This is a genomic window from Phyllobacterium pellucidum, assembly GCF_013327855.1.
Lineage (GTDB): Bacteria > Pseudomonadota > Alphaproteobacteria > Rhizobiales > Rhizobiaceae > Phyllobacterium > Phyllobacterium pellucidum.
Genome location: NZ_JABUMX010000007.1, coordinates 140,614 through 161,809, shown reverse-complemented (window position 1 = coordinate 161,809; position 21,196 = coordinate 140,614). Strand labels below are relative to the sequence as shown.

General features: G+C 58.8%; 19 protein-coding genes. 13 read left to right on the top strand and 6 right to left on the bottom strand.

The genetic code is table 11. From position 1 onward, the window contains the following. Positions 1 to 9 precede the first annotated feature (9 nt). On the bottom strand, positions 10 to 1,338 hold the full coding sequence (locus HQ945_RS21145) for a dicarboxylate/amino acid:cation symporter (RefSeq protein ID WP_113282284.1): 1,329 nt from the start codon (positions 1,336 to 1,338) through the stop codon (positions 10 to 12). 245 nt (positions 1,339 to 1,583) lie between these two features. Here HQ945_RS21145 and HQ945_RS21140 point away from each other — a divergent pair, with 245 nt between their 5' ends. After that, positions 1,584 to 3,434, top strand: a complete 1,851-nt coding sequence (locus HQ945_RS21140; RefSeq protein ID WP_113282285.1) for a sensor histidine kinase — start codon at positions 1,584 to 1,586, stop codon at positions 3,432 to 3,434. Continuing rightward, positions 3,431 to 4,789, top strand: a complete 1,359-nt coding sequence (locus tag HQ945_RS21135; protein WP_113282286.1) for a sigma-54-dependent transcriptional regulator — start codon at positions 3,431 to 3,433, stop codon at positions 4,787 to 4,789. The genes HQ945_RS21140 and HQ945_RS21135 overlap by 4 nt, the downstream gene beginning before the upstream one ends. On the opposite strand, the gene HQ945_RS21130 is transcribed toward HQ945_RS21135, so the two are convergent. Continuing rightward, positions 4,786 to 5,916 carry a LacI family DNA-binding transcriptional regulator gene (locus HQ945_RS21130; protein WP_162737303.1) on the bottom strand — a complete coding sequence of 377 codons (1,131 nt, stop codon included), beginning with the start codon at positions 5,914 to 5,916 and terminating at the stop codon, positions 4,786 to 4,788. The genes HQ945_RS21135 and HQ945_RS21130 overlap by 4 nt on opposite strands. 167 nt (positions 5,917 to 6,083) lie before the next feature. On the opposite strand from HQ945_RS21130, the gene HQ945_RS21125 reads away from it, so the two are divergent. The 7 genes from HQ945_RS21125 (at position 6,084) to HQ945_RS21095 (ending at position 13,627) form a co-directional block, all read left to right on the top strand. After that, entirely contained in the window at positions 6,084 to 7,064 is a 981-nt protein-coding gene (locus HQ945_RS21125; protein WP_091924952.1) for an ABC transporter substrate-binding protein, read from the top strand. Between the two features lie 99 nt (positions 7,065 to 7,163). Continuing rightward, positions 7,164 to 8,702, top strand: a complete 1,539-nt coding sequence (locus tag HQ945_RS21120) for a sugar ABC transporter ATP-binding protein (protein WP_113282287.1) — start codon at positions 7,164 to 7,166, stop codon at positions 8,700 to 8,702. Positions 8,703 to 8,746: 44 nt separating this feature from the next. Beyond that, positions 8,747 to 9,694 (top strand): ABC transporter permease, encoded by a 948-nt coding sequence (locus HQ945_RS21115; protein WP_113282295.1) that lies wholly within the window; start codon positions 8,747 to 8,749, stop codon positions 9,692 to 9,694. Continuing rightward, positions 9,691 to 10,668 carry an ABC transporter permease gene (locus HQ945_RS21110; RefSeq protein ID WP_091924945.1) on the top strand — a complete coding sequence of 326 codons (978 nt, stop codon included), beginning with the start codon at positions 9,691 to 9,693 and terminating at the stop codon, positions 10,666 to 10,668. The genes HQ945_RS21115 and HQ945_RS21110 overlap by 4 nt, the downstream gene beginning before the upstream one ends. A 2-nt stretch (positions 10,669 to 10,670) precedes the next feature. Next, the gene (locus tag HQ945_RS21105; protein ID WP_113282288.1) at positions 10,671 to 11,690 is read left to right on the top strand and encodes an aldose epimerase family protein; all 1,020 of its coding nucleotides are present in this window, start codon (positions 10,671 to 10,673) and stop codon (positions 11,688 to 11,690) included. Between the two features lie 53 nt (positions 11,691 to 11,743). Next, positions 11,744 to 13,063 carry an NAD(P)H-dependent oxidoreductase gene (locus HQ945_RS21100; RefSeq protein ID WP_174208476.1) on the top strand — a complete coding sequence of 440 codons (1,320 nt, stop codon included), beginning with the start codon at positions 11,744 to 11,746 and terminating at the stop codon, positions 13,061 to 13,063. Between the two features lie 189 nt (positions 13,064 to 13,252). Further along, positions 13,253 to 13,627, top strand: a complete 375-nt coding sequence (locus HQ945_RS21095) for a hypothetical protein (protein ID WP_174208475.1) — start codon at positions 13,253 to 13,255, stop codon at positions 13,625 to 13,627. A gap of 26 nt (positions 13,628 to 13,653) precedes the next feature. Here the strand turns inward: HQ945_RS21095 and kynA are convergent, their stop codons facing one another. Genes kynA through HQ945_RS21080 form a run of 3 tightly spaced genes read right to left on the bottom strand, consistent with a single transcriptional unit; the run spans position 13,654 to position 16,495 of the window. Beyond that, the gene (kynA, locus tag HQ945_RS21090; protein ID WP_113282188.1) at positions 13,654 to 14,493 is read right to left on the bottom strand and encodes a tryptophan 2,3-dioxygenase; all 840 of its coding nucleotides are present in this window, start codon (positions 14,491 to 14,493) and stop codon (positions 13,654 to 13,656) included. Further along, the gene (kynU, locus tag HQ945_RS21085; protein ID WP_113282187.1) at positions 14,490 to 15,737 is read right to left on the bottom strand and encodes a kynureninase; all 1,248 of its coding nucleotides are present in this window, start codon (positions 15,735 to 15,737) and stop codon (positions 14,490 to 14,492) included. The genes kynA and kynU overlap by 4 nt, the downstream gene beginning before the upstream one ends. 14 nt (positions 15,738 to 15,751) lie before the next feature. Continuing rightward, entirely contained in the window at positions 15,752 to 16,495 is a 744-nt protein-coding gene (locus HQ945_RS21080) for a GntR family transcriptional regulator (RefSeq protein ID WP_162737293.1), read from the bottom strand. 106 nt (positions 16,496 to 16,601) lie between these two features. Between HQ945_RS21080 and HQ945_RS21075 the strand changes: the two genes are divergently transcribed. The 4 genes from HQ945_RS21075 to HQ945_RS21060 all read left to right on the top strand — a co-directional run bounded on the left by HQ945_RS21075 (position 16,602) and on the right by HQ945_RS21060 (position 20,242). Further along, complete coding sequence (locus tag HQ945_RS21075) at positions 16,602 to 17,576, top strand: ABC transporter substrate-binding protein (protein ID WP_113282185.1); 975 nt, start codon at positions 16,602 to 16,604, stop codon at positions 17,574 to 17,576. Positions 17,577 to 17,685: 109 nt separating this feature from the next. Then, on the top strand, positions 17,686 to 18,468 hold the full coding sequence (locus HQ945_RS21070; RefSeq protein WP_027232997.1) for an ABC transporter ATP-binding protein: 783 nt from the start codon (positions 17,686 to 17,688) through the stop codon (positions 18,466 to 18,468). A 3-nt stretch (positions 18,469 to 18,471) separates the two neighbouring features. Further along, entirely contained in the window at positions 18,472 to 19,383 is a 912-nt protein-coding gene (locus HQ945_RS21065; RefSeq protein WP_113282184.1) for an ABC transporter permease, read from the top strand. A gap of 25 nt (positions 19,384 to 19,408) precedes the next feature. Then, a complete protein-coding gene (locus tag HQ945_RS21060) occupies positions 19,409 to 20,242 on the top strand; it encodes an alpha/beta hydrolase (protein WP_113282183.1) in 834 nt (277 codons plus the stop codon). A 73-nt stretch (positions 20,243 to 20,315) separates the two neighbouring features. Here the strand turns inward: HQ945_RS21060 and HQ945_RS21055 are convergent, their stop codons facing one another. Next, complete coding sequence (locus tag HQ945_RS21055) at positions 20,316 to 20,576, bottom strand: helix-turn-helix domain-containing protein (protein ID WP_027233000.1); 261 nt, start codon at positions 20,574 to 20,576, stop codon at positions 20,316 to 20,318. Positions 20,577 to 21,196: the final 620 nt, after the last annotated feature.

The following is a 21,196-nucleotide window of genomic DNA, read 5'->3' as shown; positions in this document are numbered from 1 at the left end:
CTGGTAGTATTACTCCGCGGGGACGAGTGCCTCGTCTTCGCTGAAGCCGCAGTTGAGGGCGAGATCAAACTGGTTCTTGTCGAACTCGCCTTCCCACCGGGCAACTACGATCGTGGCAACTGCATTGCCGACGAGATTGGTGAGGGCACGGCATTCGGACATGAAGCGATCTATGCCGAGGATGAGTGCCATACCGGCAACGGGGACCGCGGGAACGACCGATAGGGTGGCAGCAAGGGTGATGAAGCCCGCCCCGGTAATGCCGGCAGCGCCTTTCGAACTCAACATGGCAACGAGCAGCAGAAGCACCTGGTCGGTAAGCGTCAGCGGTGTGTTGGTCGCCTGGGCGATGAACAGGGCCGCCAGGGTCATGTAGATGTTGGTGCCGTCAAGATTGAAGGAATAGCCGGTGGGAATGACCAGGCCAACGACGGATTTCTTGCAGCCGGCCTTTTCCATCTTGGCCATAAGTGTCGGCAATGCCGCTTCCGACGAACTCGTACCGAGGACCAGAAGCAGTTCTTCCTTGATATAGCGGATAAGCGCGAGAATGGAGAAGCCGTTATACCAGGCGACGGCGCCAAGGACGAAGAACACGAAGAGCAGCGAGGTCAGATAGAAGGTTCCGATCAGCATGATCAGATTGGCGACCGAGCCGATGCCGTATTTGCCGATTGTAAAGGCCATCGCGCCGAAAGCGCCGATGGGGGCGGCCTTCATCAGGATCGCAACCAGCTTGAAGATCGGGGCTGCAAGGGCCTGCAGGAAGTTGGTGACCGGCTCTGCCCTTTCGCCAACCATTGCCAGCGACACGCCGAAAAGAACCGAGAAGAACAAGACCTGCAGGATGTCACCGGAGGCAAACGCACCGACGATCGTTGTCGGGATAATATTGGTGAGGAACCCGACGACGCTCTGTTCATGCGCCTGCTGCGTATATGTTGCCACTGCCTTTGCATCGAGCGACGCCGGATCGATATTCATGCCCGCGCCCGGCTGAACGAGATTGGCAACGATAAGGCCGACGATGAGCGCAAGTGTCGAGAACGTAAGGAAATAGATCATTGCCTTGCCGGCGACGCGGCCGACTTTCTTCAGATCGCTCATCCCGGCGATGCCGGTGGAGACCGTCAGGAAAATGACAGGGGCGATGATCATCTTGACGAGCTTGATGAAAGCATCGCCGAGCGGCTTCATGCTCGTGCCGATTTCCGGATAGAAATGGCCGAGCAGAATGCCGATGGTGATCGCAACGATGACCTGGAAATAGAGATGGGCGTAAATTGGTGTCTTGCCGCGCGATGGCTGCGGCGCTGTGTTGATTGTCACAGGACTCATGACTTCCTCCATGGTATGAGCCGCGTCTGGCAGAAAAGCCTGTCAGCCTCCCGAGGCTCGTTTAGGGCTGGAATGGTCCATGCCTTGAGATTTGGTTTTGCAAGCGTCGTGCCAGTTTCGTGGAAATTAATAAAGCATTGAAAACAAAAGATATTATTTGCACCTAAAAATGGGTTGTCGTGGGTCCGTGCGAAGTTTCGCACGACATTATTGTTATTTGTGCGGATTTATGCACAGATGGAAAAATGGAGCACGCTTCCGAAATCGGCCCTGTCGACGCCTATGGCAAGTCAAAGCCTGTGGCGAAATATGTTTTCGCCGTCGTTGCGGCGATCCTGATCGGCGTGTGCCTTTTTGGCGCGGCGCGCTATGGTCGCGAGCGTGCCTATGACTCGCTGCGGGCTCGCGCACAAAGCAGCGCCGAACTTAACGCCGTCCTCTTGCGGACCGTGCTTGAAAAGCAGCGGTCCCTGCCGCTGGTGCTTTCGCAAGACCGTGACGTTCTCAGCGCCCTGTCGTCGGGCAGTGAGAGCATGTTCAAGCTGATTAGCGGCAGGCTCGAAAGCCTCGTTCCCGGAACCCGGGCGGCCGTCATTTACCTTCTCAATGCCAATGGCCTTGCGGTTGCCGCGAGCAATTGGCGCGAACCCACCAGTTTCGTCGGCATCGATTACAGCTTCCGTCCCTATTATACGCGGGCGGTGGAAAACGGCAGCGCCGAGCACTACGCACTTGGAACCATAAGCAAGCGCCCAGGCCTTTATATTTCCAAGCGGATCGATGGTCCTTCCGGTCTCCTCGGGGTGATTGTCGTGAAGGTCGAGTTCGATGAACTGGAAACCGATTGGCGCAAAAACAGCGACCCGACCTTTGTCACCGACCAACGCGGCATCGTCCTGATCACCAGTTTCCCTGAATGGCGCTTCATGACTCGCGAGGCGGTTCCCGCCGACCAGAAGCGGCCGCTGCGCGAAAGTCTCCAGTTTGGCGATGCGCCGCTGGAGCCCCTTAATGTCATTCCTGCTTTGCCGCAAAGCCAGCCTGATATCGTGGCGGCGCGCCTGCCCGGCGCGACCAAGAGCGCGGAGTTCGTGCGTGTCGAAGCTGCGGTTCCAACCACCAACTGGACGTTGCAGCTGTTAACGCCATCGACAGCCGCCGTGGCAGAAGCAACCCGCACGGCGCTTTCTCTCGCACTGCTCGTGCTCGCCCCGTTGGCCGGACTGGCGGCATTTGTCATGCGACGACGGGGCCTTGCACTGCGCCGGGCCCGCGAACAGGACGCGGCCCGGATCGAGCTTGAGCGCCGGGTGGCCGCACGCACGGCCGATCTCAGCGCCGCCCACGCGGAACTCGTCATGGAATCGGAAGAGCGGCAGAAGACGGAAGCAAAGCTCCAAACGGTTCAGCAGGAACTTGTACAGGCAAACCGCCTCGCCATCCTCGGGCAGGTCACAGCCGGCGTCGCTCATGAGATCAACCAGCCTGTCGCCGCGATCCGCGCCTATGCCGACAACGCCCAGATCTTTCTTGACCGCACGCAGTACGATTCCGCCAAGGCAAATCTCGCATCGATTGCCGGGCTCACCGAACGGATAGGCAGCATCACGGATGAACTGCGTACATTTTCACGCAAGGGCACGGGCGACACCGGCCGAATCGCCGTCTGCGACATCATCGATGGTGCCATGCTTCTGCTCGGTAGCCGGTTTCGCCAGACGGTAGGACACATCACGACCGACATCCCGCCTCCCGAAATCAAGGTGAACGGCAATCGCATCCGGCTCGAACAGGTACTTATCAACCTCATGCAGAACGCCCTCGAGGCGACGGAAGGTGGGCCAAAAAGCCGTATCAATCTGCGCTATGCGGTGAACGAAGACGAAGTTGCGCTCATTGTTTCTGACAATGGCCCCGGTATTCCGGACGTCATCATGCAGGCGATGTTCACGCCGTTCAACACGTCGAAGGAGCGTGGCCTCGGCCTGGGGCTGGTCATCTGTCATGACATCGTCGCCGAATATGGAGGCCGTATCGAAGTCGTATCGAGTTCGGGCGGGACGACGTTCACTGTGCATTTGCCGAGGGTCGCATGACGGATATCCAGCCAACGGTTGCTTTTGTCGATGATGATGACGAGTTGCGCAACGCCAATCGCCAGACGCTGGAACTTGCCGGTTTCAATGTCGCTCCCTTTGCCGATGCGATGAGCGCGCTGCGGTTTCTGACGCCGGATTTCCCGGGTATCGTCGTCACGGATGTGCGCATGCCGCATATGGACGGCTTCGAACTGTTCCGCCGGTTGGGCGCAGTCGATCCGGATCTGCCGGTTATCCTCATCACCGGGCATGGAGATATCGAAATGGCGGTCGAGGCCATGCACCAAGGAGCCTATGACTTCATCGCGAAACCTTTTGCCGCCGAGCGCCTGGTGCAGAGCATAGGGCGTGCGTTGGAGAAACGGCGGCTGGTGATCGAGAACCGCCAATTGCGCCTGGCACTCGAATCGTCCGACGAGGCGATGCCTCTGCTCGGCCAGACCCCGGTCATGCAGAATTTGCGCAAGACGTTACGCCATGTCGCCAACGCCGATGTCGATGTACTGATCGCCGGCGAAACCGGTACCGGCAAGGATGTGGCCGCCGGCCTGTTGCACGAATGGAGCCGCCGCAAGCAAGGAAATTTCGTCGCGCTCAATTGCGGGGCCCTACCCGATACGGTCATTGAAAGTGAATTGTTTGGCCATGAGGCGGGAGCGTTTACGGGGGCCCAGAAGAAACGCGTCGGGCGTATCGAACATGCGAGCGGCGGCACGCTATTCCTCGACGAGATCGAAAGCATGCCGCTTGCGACGCAGGTTAAATTGCTGCGGGTTCTGGAGACGCGCGAGGTTGCGCCGCTCGGAACCAACGAGCACCGCTCCGTTGATCTGAGGGTGGTCGCTGCCGCAAAGGTCGATCTTGGCAGTCCCGAGCAGCGAGCCAATTTTCGTGAGGATCTGTTCTATCGTTTGAACGTCGTCACTGTCTCTATTCCGCCTTTGCGCGAGCGAAAGGACGATATCCCGCTTCTCTTCACGCACTTTCTCAACCGCGCGGCCGCTCGTTTCAAATCGGAACCGCCGGAATTTACCACTGCGATTCGCTCGCGGCTTATGGAGCACGACTGGCCGGGGAATGTGCGCGAGCTTGCGCATTTTGCTGAGCGGATGGCGCTTGGCCTCCACGATGTTTCCGATGTCAAACCCAGTCAGGCGCCTAACCCGAAAAGCTTGCCTGAGACCATGGAAAAGTACGAGGCGAAACTCATTAGAGATGCCCTTTCAGCAAATCATGGTGATGTGCGAACGACAATTGAAGCGCTCGGCATACCCCGCAAGACGTTTTACGATAAACTGCAACGGCACGGCATCGATCGAAGCGACTATGTGAAGAGAAAATCCGAGGCCTAGCGATATGCGGCTTTCCGGTCAGCACAATCGGTCACCGACAGTCGCTCGACGAGCGGACATTCGAGCTTCGTCACCGGATAGCGCTTGGCCGGGTTGTGAAGATAGCTGTCGAGTTGCTCGATTGCCCAACGGCCCATGGCGCGATGCGGCAGAACAGAGGTGGAAAGCTGCGGATGCAGATGCCGCGAAATTTCCTCGTCGTCGTAGCCGATAACGGAAATATCCTCGGGAATGCGCAAGCCGGCTTCCTTCAGGGCTTCATAGCAGCCGATGGCGGTGCGATCGTTCTGGCAAAAAATGGCGGTCGGCCTGTCATCGAGCTCAAGCAGTTTTCGCGTCGCGGCATAGCCCGCACTTGCCGACCAGTCGCCTTCGATGACGAGTTGCCGGTCGAAGGGAATGTCGGCCGTGGCAAGGGCGCGCCTGTAACCTTTCAGGCGATCCTTGGCCGCTTCCATCCACGGTTCGCCAGTGATCGTGCCAATGCGGCGGTGGCCATGGTGAATGAGGTGGCGGGTCGAATGCTGGCCGCCGGCAATTTCGCTGGGCACAACGGCGGGAAAGGCGTGATCGGCCGAGTAGCAGTTCAAGAGTATGACCGGCACGTCGAGTTCATAGACCGCCTTGGGAAGCACCACCTCGCGGGTGAAGATCGCCATGTAGATGAGCGCCGATATACCTTGCTCGCGCAGGGCATGGATGGTGCGTGGCTCCATTTCCGGATCATTCAGCGTCTGCGCAACAAGGATGATATTGCCAGCATTCCATGAGGCCTGCCGCGCACCCTCAATGGCGACGACGGCCTCGGGGCTTGTGGCGAGCTGATCGACCACGAACCCGATCTTGCCTTCAATGCGGGGGATATGGGCCTCGCCAGGTTCCATGTGAGCAAAGCTCGGCGCGGCATACCCGAGGGTGCGCGCAGCTTCGATGACGCGCTCGCGCGTCTCAGCGGCGAGCTTGATACCCGGAGTCTTGTTGAGCACGAATGAGACGGTCGCCTGCGAACATCCCGCCGCACGGGCGATATCCGTCATGGTCACGCGTTTGCTGACCCGCTTGCGGCGGGTGGTCACGCGAGCCCTTTTGGTTTTCTCAGTGGGGTCTTTTTCCACTGTTTCGCTCATTTGCGTTGTTCACCCCTCCTGCCCGGCGCATCGACTCGCCCCGAACCTCTGGCGATATTAGGAGCAGTTGATCCGACTAATCAATATAAATAATTATTGACTAATTTTTATAAGCAGCGATGATCGCTTAGTGGGACGACCCCGCTGATTTCTGGGAGGGAATTTTTATGACCATCACTCGCCGCACTCTGCTTTTAACTTCGGCCGCAGGATTTGCTGCTGCCGTGTTTGCCGCCAACGCCTTCGCGGAATCGCCGCCGCTGAAGAAGAAAGATACCTACAAGGTTGGCTTTGCCCAGACCGAGAGCAACAACCCGTGGCGTCTCGCTCAGACCGCCAGCATGCAGGACGAAGCCAAAAAGCGCGGCTGGCAGCTCGTCTACACCGACGCCGCAAGTTCCGCCGCAAAGCAGGTCGCTGACGTCAACTCTATGATCGCCCAGGGCGTCGACCTCATCTTCCTTGCCCCGCGCGAAGAAAAGCCGCTGATCCCGGCCATCAAGGCCGCCAAGAATGCCGGCATTCCGGTCATTCTGCTCGACCGTAATGTCGATGCCTCGCTTGCCAAGCCGGGTGAGGATTACGTTACCTTCATCGGTTCCAACTTCATCGAGGAAGGACAGCGCGTCGCCGATTGGCTCGTCAAGAATGCAAATGGCAAGACGACGATCATCGAACTTGAAGGCACCACCGGTTCGTCGCCCGCCAACGACCGCAAAAAAGGCTTTGACGACGTCATCGCCAAGAACTCGGACTTCAAGATCGTAGCCTCGCAGACCGGCGACTTCGCGCGCGACAAGGGCCGTCAGGTTGCGGAAACTCTGCTCCAGGCCCATCCCGACGCCAATGTCGTCTATGCCCACAATGACGAAATGGCCATTGGTGCCATTTCGGCTATCGAGGCTGCGGGCAAGGTGCCGGGCAAGGATATTCTCGTGCTTTCGATCGATGGCGGCAAGGAAGCCGTGCAGGGCGTTGTCGATGGCAAGATCGCGGCAGTCGTCGAATGCAATCCGCGGTTTGGTCCAAAAGCGTTTGATACGGCTGTCGCCTACGCAAACGGCGAAAAGATACCTGCCAAGCTCATCAATCCGGACCAGTTCTATGACGCCAGTAACGCCAAGGAACTGCTGAGCACCGCCTATTGATTTTATCAACATGCCAGCGCTCAATAGGGCGCTGGCCCTCCTTCGACGTGTTCTATTCGGCGTCGAAGCTTTTCCACGTTCTGCAGAAACGGCTTGGTAATGAACACCGGTACACTTCTATCGATGACGGGGATCGACAAGCGGTTTGCCGGCATTTCGGCTCTGTCCGGCGCTTCATTCGAAGTGGGGCGCGGTGAGGTCCATGCCCTGATCGGCCAGAACGGTGCCGGGAAATCAACCCTGATCAAGGTGCTGACCGGTTATCATCGCCGCGATGCCGGCGAAGTGACGTTTGACGGCCGGCCGTTCGAGGTCTTTTCGCCACATCAGGCCCAGGCGAGCGGCATCAGCACGATCTACCAGGAGATCAACCTCGTCCCCTATCGCTCCATCACGGAAAACATCTGTCTTGGCCGGGAGGCACGTCGCTTCGGCTTTCTCGACTGGAAGCGCATGCACCAGGAAGCCGAAACATTGCTGCAGCGATTCAACGTGCGTATCGACGTGCGCCGCCCGTTGATGGAATTCAACACGGCGACCCAACAGATGGTCGCCATTGCCCGCGCCATCGGTTTTTCTGCCAAGCTGGTCATTATGGACGAGCCAACCTCGTCGCTCGACGAACGCGAAGTGAGCGTGCTCTTCGACGTTATCCGCCAATTGAAACAAGAGGGGGTCTCGGTCATTTTCGTCAGCCACAAGCTCGATGAACTTTACGAAGTTTGCGATCGCGTCACGATCATGCGCGATGGACGGACCATCAAATCTGCGCGGATGATCGAGATCGACAAGATCGGGCTTGTCTCTTCCATGCTCGGACGCACGATAGACCGCGCCGAAGGGCATGCGACCGCCTTCAGCGAGCGGGATCGACGCAAGATCGGCGATGTTCTGTTGTCGGCAGAAAATCTCGCAATCAACCAGGCGGTCCAGGATGTTTCCTTCGACGTACGGCAGGGCGAAATTGCGGGGTTTGCTGGTCTCCTCGGTGCGGGGCGCACCGAGACGGCGCGGCTTGTCTTCGGCATCGACCGGCCACGCGCCGGTACGATGCAACTCGACGGGCAAAAATTCGCACCACGCGGCCCCGCAGAAGCCATTGCCGCAGGGATGGGATTTTGCACCGAGGACCGCAAGAGCGAAGGCATCGTGCCTGAAATGAGCGTGGCCGAAAACATGATGCTGGCCTTGATGCCGAAACTCAGCAAATCCGGTATCATCGACGAGAAGGCGCAGCGCGAAATCGTCGAACGTTTCATCAAGCAACTCGGCGTAAAATGTTCGGGACCTGACCAGAAAGTGCGCGAACTTTCCGGCGGTAACCAGCAGAAGGTCCTTCTGGGACGGTGGCTCGCCATGAACCCGCGCCTGCTCATCCTCGACGAACCGACGCGTGGCATCGATGTCGGCGCCAAAGGCGAGATCCAGTCATTGATCAAATCGCTCGCCGATGAAGGCCTCGCAGTATTGATGATCTCATCCGAACTCGAAGAAGTCACCGAGGGCGCCGACAGGGTCTTCGTCCTGCGGGAAGGCTTGAGCGTCGCCACATTCGACCGCAGTGAGGCGACGGAGGATGCGGTGATGTCGGCCATGGCGCATGGCAGCCCACCAACGATTGCGGAGGCCCTGTCTTGACCGATACGACCCGGCAGCAGAGCGTTTCGCGACCCTTCATCCCCATGGATTTCATGGCGCGCTACGGTACCCTGATTGCGCTCGTCGCACTCCTTCTCTTCAATTTTGCTTTTACCCGTAATTTTGCGACGATGCAGACGCTCAACGTCAACCTTACGCAGGTTTGCACCATCGTCATCGTCGCGGTGGGCATGACGCTCGTCATCGCAACCGGCGGTATCGATCTTTCCGTCGGCTCGCTGATGGCGATTTCAGGTGCGCTGGCACCGATGATCTTCCTGGGCAAGATCATTCCGATCGACAATGTCGGCCTGGCAGTTGCTGCGGCAATGATCGTCTCGGTCGGCATTGCCGGGCTGCTTGGACTTTTTAATGGCTGGCTAATCGCCAAGTTCCGCATTCAGCCGATTGTCGCGACACTCGTGCTTTTCATCGCCGGGCGCGGCATTGCCCAGGTGTTGACCAACGGTAATTTGCAGACCTTCCGCGTGCCGGAATTTCAGTTCATCGGTCTCGGCCGCATCTTCGGCATTCCTGTCCAGGTGGTGCTCATGGCGCTTTTGGTCGTCGCCGCCGCCTGGGTGCTGAGACGGACCGTCTTCGGCAGGCAGATTATCGCAATTGGCGGCAATGAACGGGCGGCGGAACTTGCGGGCATCGCGGTGTCGAAGGTGAAGCTGGCGGTTTACGCCATCAGCGGACTGTGCGCGGGGATAGCGGGACTCATCGTCATCGCCATCAACTCGTCGAGCGACGCCAACCTCGTGGGGCTCGGCATGGAGCTCGATGCGATCGCGGCCGTCGCGGTCGGCGGAACGCTTCTCAGCGGCGGGAAGGCAACCATCATCGGCACGCTTCTCGGCGCGATGACTATCCAGCTCGTTCGCTATACGCTGCTCGCCAATGGTGTGCCGGACGCAGCGGCCCTCGTCGTCAAGGCTGGCATAATCGTGCTCGCCGTCTGGATACAGCAACAGGGCAGGCGCGCATGACCAGAACCAGATTGATCTCCCTGCTTGGAAGTTATGGTGTCGTGGTTGCGTTGCTTTTGCTCGTCCTCTTTGGCTGGGCGCGCTACGACTATTTTCTCGGTTTCTTCAACATCACCAGCGTGCTTCGCTACAACTCCATGTTTGCGCTTGTCGCCCTCGGCATGTGCTTCGTCATCATGACCGGTGGCATCGATCTTTCGGTCGGTTCGACTGCGGCGCTTGGCAGTGTCGTTGCGGCGCTCGCCAGCCCCTACGGCGTCTGGATCGGACTTGGTGCCGGCGTTGGTGCTGGCCTCTGCGTCGGTCTCGTCAATGCGATCCTCGTGACGCGTCTGCGGATAATGCCTTTTGTCGCCACACTCGCCATGATGCTCGCTGCGAGCGGAACGGCGTTGCTGCTTGCCGACAATCAGTCGGTATCCGTATCCTATGACAGCGGCTTCACGTCGATCGGACAAGACAATTTCCTCGGTTTTCCCATTCCCGCATGGATCGCGATGCTCGCCTATCTCATTGGCTGGATCGTCCTGAACTTCACGGGAACGGGTCGCGGCGTCCTCGCCGTCGGCGGCAATGAGGACGCGACGCGCCTTATGGGTCTGCCGGCCGACCGGATCAAGTTCCTCGTGTACCTCGGAAGCGGCGGGCTTGCCGGGCTTGCCGGCGTGATCCTGGCCTCACAATTCGGCGCCGGCCAGCCTATCGAGGGTGTCGGCTGGGAGCTTTTTGCCATTGCCGCAGTCGTTGTCGGCGGCACGTTGCTGACAGGCGGCGTCGGCTCGGTCGGGGCGACACTTGCCGGCGTGCTCCTTTTGGGCATCCTGTTCAATGTCCTCAATTTCGAGAACGGCAAGGGCTGGATATCGCTTTCGGCTTACTGGCAGTCGGTCATCCGCGGGCTCTTCCTGCTCGTCGTCGTCATGCTGCAGGCAAAGCTTGCCGCGCGCAGCCGAACCGTTGCAGGAGAACACTGATTTTGCGTGGCGTCACAAATACGAAAGACTTTGGTGAGTTCGAGGGCGACCTGGTATCGGAAGTCATCATTCGCTCTGCAGCGGGCGCGATTGCCCGCATATTGAATTGGGGCGCCGTTATCCGTGATCTGGAAGTCCCGCTTGCCGACGGCAGGCTCCAGCGCGTGGTGCTCGGTTTCGATGAATTCGCCCCCTACCCCCAGCGCTCACCCTATTTCGGCGCGCTCGTTGGGCGTTATGCCAATCGCATCGCCAATGGCAGCTTCGTGCTCGACGGCAAGACCATCGTTCTCGACCGCAATGAACGGGGTGTCCAAACTCTCCATGGGGGCAGCGGCGGCGTTTCCCAGCGTCTCTGGAAAATCGTCGACCACGACGAAAGTGCGGTAACCCTCACCCTCCACCTTCCGGACTGCGATCAGGGTTTCCCAGGCAATCTCGATGTGCGCTGCACGTATCGGTTCGTGGAAGATGCGACGCTGCGCGTCGATATCGAAGCGACGGCCGATGCGCCGACGGTCGCGAATTTCGCGCAGCACAGCTATTTCAACCTCGACGGTTCGAACGACATTCGCGATCACCGCCTGCGCATCCTCGCCGACGTCTATACACCGGTCGATGCGGGTCTCATTCCCACCGGGGAGATCGCTCCGGTCGCCGGTTCGCCTTACGATTTCCGCTTGGCGCGCCGCATTGCCGTCGTGGGATCGACGCCCTATGACCACAATTTCGTCCTCTCCGAACCGTTGAGCCAGGGCATGCGATTTGCCGCGTCGCTTGCCGGCGGCAATGGCCTTGCCATGCAAGTTCATACCAGCGAGCCCGGCCTGCAGTTCTACGACGGCGCGATGATTCCTTCGCTTGCCGGTCTTGGCGGCAGAAACTACGGGCGGTTCGCCGGACTGTGTCTTGAAGCGCAGCATTTCCCTGACAGTCCCAACCAGCCACATTTTCCTAGCACGATCCTCATGCCCGGCGAAACCTACCGGCAACGCACGGAATTTCGCTTCCACAGTTCCTAGACAATCGCCTCCTGCCGTCCTATTCCGGTCCCATCAAACCGGAGGATAATCAGATGAGCACCAATGTTGCACTGACGGGACTGGCGCGAGACATGCAGGCGCGGGCGGATGCCGGGCGGCCGATCCGCATCGGGCTGATTGGTTCGGGCGAGATGGGCACCGATATCGTGACGCGCGTGGCGCACATGCCGGGCATCGAGATCGGCGCGATCTCGGAACTGAAGCTGCCGAATGCGCTGAAAGCCGTCGACATCGCCTACCAGGAGAGCGGCCATGGCCGCGAGGTCGCCAATGCCACGGCGCTGACGGCGGCGATGGAGGCCGGCAAGGTTGCCGTCACCGACGATGCCAATCTCATCCTTGAAAACGACCTCATCGACGTCGTCATCGATGCGACCGGGGTTCCGGCGGTCGGGGCCGAGATCGGCCTGCGGGCAATGGAGCACGGCAAGCACCTCGTGATGATGAATGTCGAGGCGGACGTGACCATCGGGGCCTATCTGAAGAGCGAGGCCGACCGGCTCGGCGTCACCTACTCGCTCGGCGCCGGCGACGAGCCGTCGTCGTGCATGGAACTCATCGAATTCGTCTCGGCCATGGGCCATCCGATCGTCGCCGCCGGCAAGGGCAAGAACAACCCGCTCAACATCGATGCCATTCCCGACGACTATGCCGAGGAAGCCGAACGCCGGCACATGAACGTGCGCATGCTGGTCGAGTTCGTCGACGGCTCGAAGACCATGGTGGAAATGGCGGCGATCGCCAATGCCACCGGGCTCGTGCCCGACAAGCCCGGCATGCACGGTCCGGCGGCAACGCTCGACCAGTTGTCGAAGACGCTGATCCCGGAAAAGGATGGTGGCGTGCTCTCACGGGTCGGGGTCGTCGACTATTCGATCGGCAAGGGCGTTGCCCCCGGCGTCTTCGTCGTCGCCGACATGTCGCATCCGCGCATTTCCGAGCGCATGGAAGACCTGAAGATGGGCAAGGGCCCGTACTTCACCTTCCACCGGCCCTATCACCTGACTTCGCTCGAAGTACCGCTGACCTGCGCCCGTGTCGTCCTTTACGGCAAGCCCGACATGGTGCCGCTGGCCAAGCCCGTTGCCGAGGTCTGCGCCGTCGCCAAGAAGGACATGCAGCCGGGCGAGAAGCTCGATGCCATCGGCGAATATTGCTATCGCGCCTGGATCATGACCGCGGCGGAAGCGCGTGAAGCGGGGGCGATCCCCTGCGGGCTTCTGCAGGGCGGCACCGTCACGGCGCCGATCCGCAAGGGCGAACTCATCACCAGCGCAAATGCCGCGCCGGTGCCAGGCTCGAAGATCGTCGAACTGCGCGCCCGCCAGGACAAGCTCGTCTACGGCGCGTGAGCGAGAAGAGAGGATCCATGTAGTCGATCCCATTCATTTCGCTTTCGGAACGACTGGAGAAGACCGAGGCTAATCAATACGTTGCTTGAGTGCGTCATCGATAAATTAATCTGTGCAAAACCCCGACATCCTTGAAAAAGACTGCATCGCAAACAATATTAAGAATTGGTTAACGCGGTTGAGTCTTTGATGCAGGAGAAGGTTTTGCCAGCATATCAAGTCAAGTTCGCTTATCTGACGAAGTATAAACAGACACGTCATCTTTATCATCAGCTTGTTATTGAAGATGATGAAGCGAGTGCGCTCAAGCGTGGCCGGCAAATTATGATGAGACGGTCGCCGGATGCGCGCATCGTGCACGAATCCTGTGTACTGCGTCCTGACAGCGCCGATATCGAAAGCGCCGCTGCCCAAGGCTGGAAACTCAATGAAAACTGGTGGTCGCGGCCAATCCGGCCCGATGACGATCTTGCAGCAATTGCCAAACATGGTTTTGCGCACAGTAACCAGGTCCATGCAAAATCGGCGATGGACTGCGTGATGATCGACAAGCGGGCAGCCTAGGCAGCAATTCTATCTCGACGAATAAGCTAAAGCTCGGTCCGCACGTTCCAGAGTTCGGGAAACAGCACCACTTCGAGCATCTTGCGCAGATAGTTGACGCCGGATGTGCCGCCCGTGCCGGTCTTGAACCCGATGATGCGCTCGACCGTCGTCACATGGTTGAAGCGCCAGCGCCGAAAGTAATCCTCGAAATCGACGAGCTTTTCGGCAAGTTCGTAGAGGGACCAATTTGCTTCGGGATCGCGATAGATTTGGAGCCAGGCATTGCGGACGCTCTCATTGGGCTGGTAAGGCCGCGACCAGTCACGCTCCAGTACGGCGTGATCGATGGCAAAGCCCTTGCGCGCGAGGAGCCGCAGGGATTCGTCATAGATGCTGGGCTTGTGCAGGATGTCCTTGAGCCAGGCGTGAATGTCCGGCTTGTGCTCATGCGGGCGCATCATCGCCGCGTTCTTGTTGCCGGCAAGGAACTCGATCGCACGGTATTGGAACGACTGGAATCCAGACGACATGCCGAGGGCTTCGCGGAACGTCGTGTATTCGCTCGGCGTCATGGTGCGCAGCACATCCCATGCCGAATTGAGCTGATCGAGAATGCGCGAAACCCGCGCAAGCATCTTGAAGGACGGCGCGAGATCATCGCTTGCAATGTGCTGGCAAACCGATGTCAGTTCGTGAATGACGAGGCGCATCCAGATCTCTGATGCCTGGTGCTGCACGATGAACAGCATTTCGTCATGAGCGTCGGACAGCGGCGTTTGCGCTGAAAGAATCCTGTCGAGGCGCAGATAGTCGCCATAGGACATTCGCCCATCGAACATCATCTGCGCGCCTTCCTGTTCCGGATCGTAAGGCGTACGCGTCATGTCACGGCGCCCCGGACGTGGAATTCCGGCGCATCCCAGGCGCTTGTTTCGAGAATGTCCTTGAGGATTGCTGCCGCTTTTTCGACTTCGGCGAAACTCAGATAAAGCGGCGTGAATCCGAAGCGAATAATATCGGGCGCACGGAAATCGCCGATCACGCCGCGCGCAATCAGCGCCTGCATGATCGCATAACCGTTTTCGCAAGAATAAGAGACCTGGCTGCCGCGCAATTCCGGTTCTCGCGGCGTAACCAGCCGCAAACCAAGACGCTCGGCGAAGCTGTCGATCTCCTGGATAAACAGGTCGCAAAGCGCTATCGACTTGGCGCGGAGCGCCGCCATGTCGACGTCATCCCAGATGGCCATCGCTTCATCCATGGCGACCATCGCAAGAACCGGGGGCGTGCCGCATAGATACTGCTCGATCTTGTTGGAAGGTGTATAGGCGGAGTCGAAATCGAACGGCGCACGGTGACCGAACCAACCGGAAAGCGGCTGGCGGAAGCCGCCGTGATGCCGAGGATTGACGTAGAGGAAGGCAGGAGCGCCCGGACCGCCGTTGAGGTATTTATAGCCACAGCCAATGGCGAAATCCGCCTCGGCTCCGCTTAGATCGACCGGCATTGCGCCTGCCGAATGTGCCAGATCCCAGATGACGAGAATGCCCTTGTCATGGGCGGCGCGCGTCAGTGCCGCCATGTCGTAGCGATAGCCGGTGCGATAATTGACGTGCGTCAGCATGAGCACCGCGACGTCTTCATCGAGCAATCCTGGGATATCCTCGGGCGAATCCGACAGAACCAGCCGGTGACCCTTGCCGATCTGCTTGGCGACGCCCTCCGCGATATAGAGGTCTGTGGGGAAGTTTTCGCGCTCGGAGACGATCTTGCTGCGGCCGGGGTTCAAGTCGAGGGCGGCTGAAAGCACCTTGAACAGATTGATCGATGTGCTGTCAGCGGCGACGACGGCCCCCTCCTCCGCACCGATGATGCGGGCTATGCAGGCGCCAACACGTTGTGGAAGGTGCACCCAGTCGGCGGTATTCCAGCTGCGGATGAGATCGACGCCCCACTCCTTGTCGATCGTGTTCAACACACGCTGGCGGACGGATTCAGGCAAAGCGCCGAGCGAATTGCCGTCGAGGTATATGACGCCCTCCGGCAAATGGAAGCGTTCGCGAAAACCACGAAGCGGATCGGAACGATCTGCCGCCGCGGCGTCAATTCTTTGGGTGGTATTATCCATGGTGTCCCTGTTCGTCAGGCGGCGGCATCAATGCCGGAAATGCCGCTGGCCTTGGCAAGTTTCAAAAAGGCGTCCTTGGCGAGACGCACGTGGTCGAGCATCAAGGCCTCGGCCTTCGATCTGTCCCGATCGAGCGCCGCCTGCATAAGCGCCGTGTGCGCATCGATACCAAGCGCTTCGCGTGACAGGACGCCCAGCGAGCCGTTGCCATTTTGCGCTGCGGAGCGATTGAGGTGATCGATGCGCAGGATGATGTGTCGGCGGTAGCGTTGCAGCTGGGCATTGACCTGTCGTGCGAAATTCATCAGCCAGAGTGAGGCGGCGCCGTCAATCAGGGCGAAGTGGAACTCCGTATGTGCGGCGTCCCAAAGATCGATTGCTTCCGATTGGGAAAATGAGTTGGGAACCTCGCATTTCGACAGCCGGTAATGGGCGCTGACGAGGCGCGCTTCCCAGTCGCGCTCGCCCTTGTCGATCGATCGCAGCAGCAGCTGGGTTTCGATCGCAGCGCGGGCCGATTCCAGATCTTCAAGTTCCTCGAGCGTTACAGTTGCAACACGGAAGCCCTTGTTGGCTTCGGTCGTCACGAAGTTTTCGGCATGCAGGCGATTGAGCGCTTCTCGAACAGGTGTTGCGCTGCCGCCCAATTCCTCGGCAAGCGCGCGTAGCCGCAACGACTGGCCCGGACGCAATCTTCCATTGAGAATGCGCGATCGCAGCGCCGCGTAAAGGCTGTCCGATTTGACGCTCTCGGCCATCGTTCCCTCTGTGGGTTTGCCCCATTTTGTATTGTATATCATTTCACGCTTGTTATACTATTTTCAAGCCTCAGGGGTTGGAACACACAAAAAAGGGAGACATTCGATGATTGGCGCAAAATATGCGGTGCGCACTGCGCTCGCGGCAGCACTCGGCCTTAGCCTGCACATAGGCGTGGCCTCAGCCGAAACGAAAATCGGCATTGCCCAGTTCGGCAAGCATCCGCAGCTCGACGAAACCGTGACCTCGTTCAAGGCGGAATTGGCGAAACTCGGCGTTGCCGATGCTGTCTATGATGAGTTGCAGGTCAATTTCGATGCGACCCTCATCCCGCAAATGGTCACGAAGCTCGTTTCGGGAAGCCCGAAGCTCATCCTCGCCGTCACCACTCCGGTCGCACAGGGCGCGCGCCAGATCGTCGGCAATTCCGGCACGCCAGTCGTCTTCGCAGCGGTGACCGATCCGGTCGCAGCAAAGCTGACGCCATCCTGGGAAGCTGGCGACACCGGCATGACTGGCGCGTCGGATTTGCAGGACGTCAGCTCAGTGGTCAAGTTCATCCGCAAGCTGCTGCCCGATGCCAAGCGCCTCGCCTATCTCTACAATCCGGGCGAAGACAACGACGTTGCCGTGCTCAAGCTGATCAAGGAAGCCGCTAAGGCCGAAGGCATGGAGCTAGTCGAAGTCGGCCTCGACAACACCAACGATATTCCGATCCGCGTCAGCTCGCTCGCCGGCAAGGCGGACGTCATCTACGTTCCGGGCTCGAACCTGGTTCAGCCAGCTGTGCCCGCCGTTGCCGCAGCCGCCCTCTCGGTCAACATTCCGATCGTCAACGCATCGGCACAGGCGGTACGTGACGGTCTCGTTGCTGCAGCTTTCGAGGTCTCGTACACCAAGGTCGGGCAGAATGCGGCAAAGCTTGCAGCGGAGATCATTGCCGGCAAGTCGCCAGCAAGTCTTGCTCCGATCAAGCCGACTTATGAAGACCATACTGCTTTGATCAATGAGGCCGTGCTTGCCAAAACCGGACAAAAAGTGCCGGAAAGCCTCAAAGATTGCGAGTGCTTCGTCAAATAAGCCTTCTCCTTTCGCCTGCAAACCTATAGTTCCTGCGCCAACCATGACGCAGGAACTATTGCGTGGGGCATACAGCTCGGAGTTCGAGGGCTCATCAATGACAAAGAACATGCTTTCCGTAACGGGCGGCACAAAGATTTTCTATCGCGGTACGCAGGACGAGCGCCGGGCGCTCGACGGACTCAATGTCAACCTTGCACCGGCGGACTTTTGCATCGTCATCGGCAGCAACGGCGCCGGCAAGTCCAGTTTCCTCAACGCGGTCTCCGGCAAGCTGCCGCTCGACTCCGGACGCATCTCCATTGACGGGCAGGACGTCACGCGCCTCAACGCGCATCGCCGGGCCCAGTTTATTGCCCGCGTCTTCCAGGATCCGATGATCGGTACCGCGCCAACGATGACCATTGGCGAGAACATGCTCCTGGCCGAACTGCGCGGCAAACGGCGGGGCTTTTCCTTCGGACTAACGTCAGCGCGGCGTGCCAGATACAGCGAGCAACTCGCCGAACTCAACCTTGGACTCGAAAAGCGTCTGGACATGCCGGTTGGGCTCCTGTCCGGCGGTCAACGCCAGTCGCTTTCGCTGGTCATGGCGGTCTCTACCCAGCCAAAACTGCTGCTTCTCGACGAGCATACGGCAGCGCTCGATCCGCGCACGGCAAAGCTCGTGATGGACACGACGGTGCGCGCGGTGGAAGAGCTCAAGCTCACGACGCTGATGGTCACCCACAACATGGAACACGCGATCAATTACGGCAACCGGATCGTCATGATGGACGCCGGCAAGGTGCTGGTAGAAATCGGCCCCGAGGAGAAGCGCGGCATCACGGTCTCTGACCTCATCGACCGGTTCCACACCAAATCCGACGCTATCGCGCTGCAGGGAAATTGAGCCATGGACGTTTTCACCAGCTTCTACGGACTGATCCCGGTCACGATTGCCCAGAGCCTCATCGTTGCCTTCGTTGTTCTCGGCGTCATGCTGCCCTTCCGAATATTGAACTTTCCGGATTTGACCTCCGAAGGTGCTTTTCCGCTCGGTGGCTGTGTCTGCGGCACGCTGATCGCAGGGGGCGTCAACCCGTTCCTGGCCTGCTTCGTTGCCCTGATCTGCGGTTTCATCGCCGGATGCAGCACAGCGTTCATTCATCTGCGCTTCAAGATCAATACGCTGCTTGCAGGTATCCTGGTGATGACGATGCTTTACAGCATCAACCTGCGCATCATGGGGCGCACCAATATACCGCTGTTCACCTACGACACCGTGTTCACGCTGCTTGCTGGCGCCTTGGCAAATCTGCCCTGGGTCAAGATCCTGATCGTCGGCATTCTGATCCTGCTCGTCGTTGCGGCAATGCTCTATTTCTTCATGTCGGAGAAAGGCACATCGATGCGCGCGGTTGGGGCGAGCCCGGACATGGCCGAAGCGCAGGGTATCAATGTCGGCACCGCGACGATCATCGGCGTCGGCGCCGCGAGTGCGCTTTCGGCAACCGGCGGGAGCATCATGGTGCAGACGCAAGGTTTTGCCGACGTGAACATGGGCTTCGGCATTCTGATCAATGGCCTTGCCGCCCTGATCATCGGCGAGGCTATTACCGGACGGCAGACTATTCTGCGCCAGGTGCTCGCGCCGGTCGTCGGCTCGCTGGTCTACTATCAGCTCATTTCATTCTGCCTTACGCTCGGCCTCGCTCCCGCGGACCTGAAATTTGCGACCGGCGCCTTTGTCCTGTTGATGCTGGCCTTGCCGAATCTGCGCAAGTCCGGCGGCGGGTTTGCCGTTCGCGAGAAGGTCAGGGAATAGCGTTAGAGCGCCGGGAGGAAACAGGATGGTCACGCAAGAACCAATCGACTGGGACGACGCCTATTCGAATTTTGCCTATATACCCGATGGCTTCGGATACCCGGCAAAGTGGCTGGAGCAGGCCACGAGCTTTCGCGAGGAAATGGACCGCAAGGGTCTGTTGAAGCTCGACGTCAGCTACGGCGAACACGATCGCAATCGGCTCGACCTGTTCATGCCGTCAGGCGACCTGCGCGGCCTAGCGGTCTTCATTCATGGCGGCTACTGGATGGAGGATTTCGACAAGTCCGCGTGGTCGCATTTGGCAAGGGGTGCGGTGTCGAACGGGTTTGCCGTCGCCATTCCTTCCTATGTGCTCTGTCCGGAGGTGCGCGTCAGCGACATTACGGTTCAAGTCGGTCTTGCCATTGCGCACGCTGCAAACGAGGTCGCAGGGCCGATCCACCTGACCGGTCATTCAGCGGGAGGTCATCTTGTCGCCCGGATGATGACTGCAACCTCGCCCCTGCCGCAGGCAGTGCGCCAACGCATCCGCAAGACGGTCCCGATATCGCCCCTCGTCGACCTGCGGCCGTTGATGAAAACGGAGATGAACGAAACTCTGCATCTTGATGCGGTTGAAGCACGGCTCGAGAGTCCTGCCCTCCTCGAACCACAGGAAGGGATTGACGTGACCGCATGGGTCGGCGCGCTGGAGCGCCCGGAGTTCGTGCGGCAGAATGCGTTGCTGGCCAACGTTTGGTCGGGATTTGACTGCCGGGTGGAAGCAGTCGAAGAGCCCGGCAGGCATCACGCGAATATCATTGAGGGGCTGACGGACCCCGACCATCCGCTGACCCGTAATTTGCTTGGATTATAGCCAAACAAAAAGCTGCCAGAGTTGGGATATCACCCTGGCAGCTTTTTGAGTCCGATTTATTAATTTAAAGATTTCAGGCGCTTAGGCGCTTCGATTCTTCAATGATCATTGCATTGTTGGGAAGCCCCAATGCGTGGGCAATACGCTCCAGTTTGGCTGGGTCGTTGTTTTGACCGCTTTCGATCGTTTCAATTTCGAGGGAAGTCAGACCGCATGCTACGGCCAAATCCTCGACGGAATATCCGAATTGTTCGCGAAATGCCGTGACAATATTGGTACCTTTGGCTAGCGCCGTGGAAATTGTTTCTGGCAACGTATAGTCGCTGTTGTTCATCGCTTTGCTCCTAACGTGAAAGGTTTGGTTAACAAATCGGAAGGCCGAACTTATACGTCAATCCCGCTCGATCAAGCCTTTTGTGCAGGCTCACGGAAAACGTGAACACAACCTTAACGGGTACTTGCCTTATTCTGGCACCAGATTTTGCTAGACTGCTGCGGCTGCCGATTGTCGGTTCGGTCAATTAGTGAAGAATATCAGTGGATTGTTACGCCACTGTGTCACTTTCAAACGCTCATATAGGAACGAGATCGAGGAAAATGAACCACCAAGGCAGGAATTATTTCAGGGCCATATTCCTGGTGATTGTAACATTCGCTCCGCTGCTTTCGGGCTGCGCGCGCGTCTATTACGGGACTTTCCGTTATGATGCTGCCTGCGTCGAGCAGGATCCCCAGTACCCTGGCGCAAGCCCCGTCTGCGTCGTGAAACGGACGAGGTAGCGAGCCCCCACTCGTCGAAAGCTCTGCGATTTCTGGCTTTCCTGATCTTCGAAGGCTGGTCGCTAGAATCAGATGGACCCAATCTTCGCTCAACCTCTCATGGTCCCGTTCCGCCGCCGGCCACCCCGCAGCGGCCTCGTACGACGCACGTGAAAGATTGATAATACTATATGA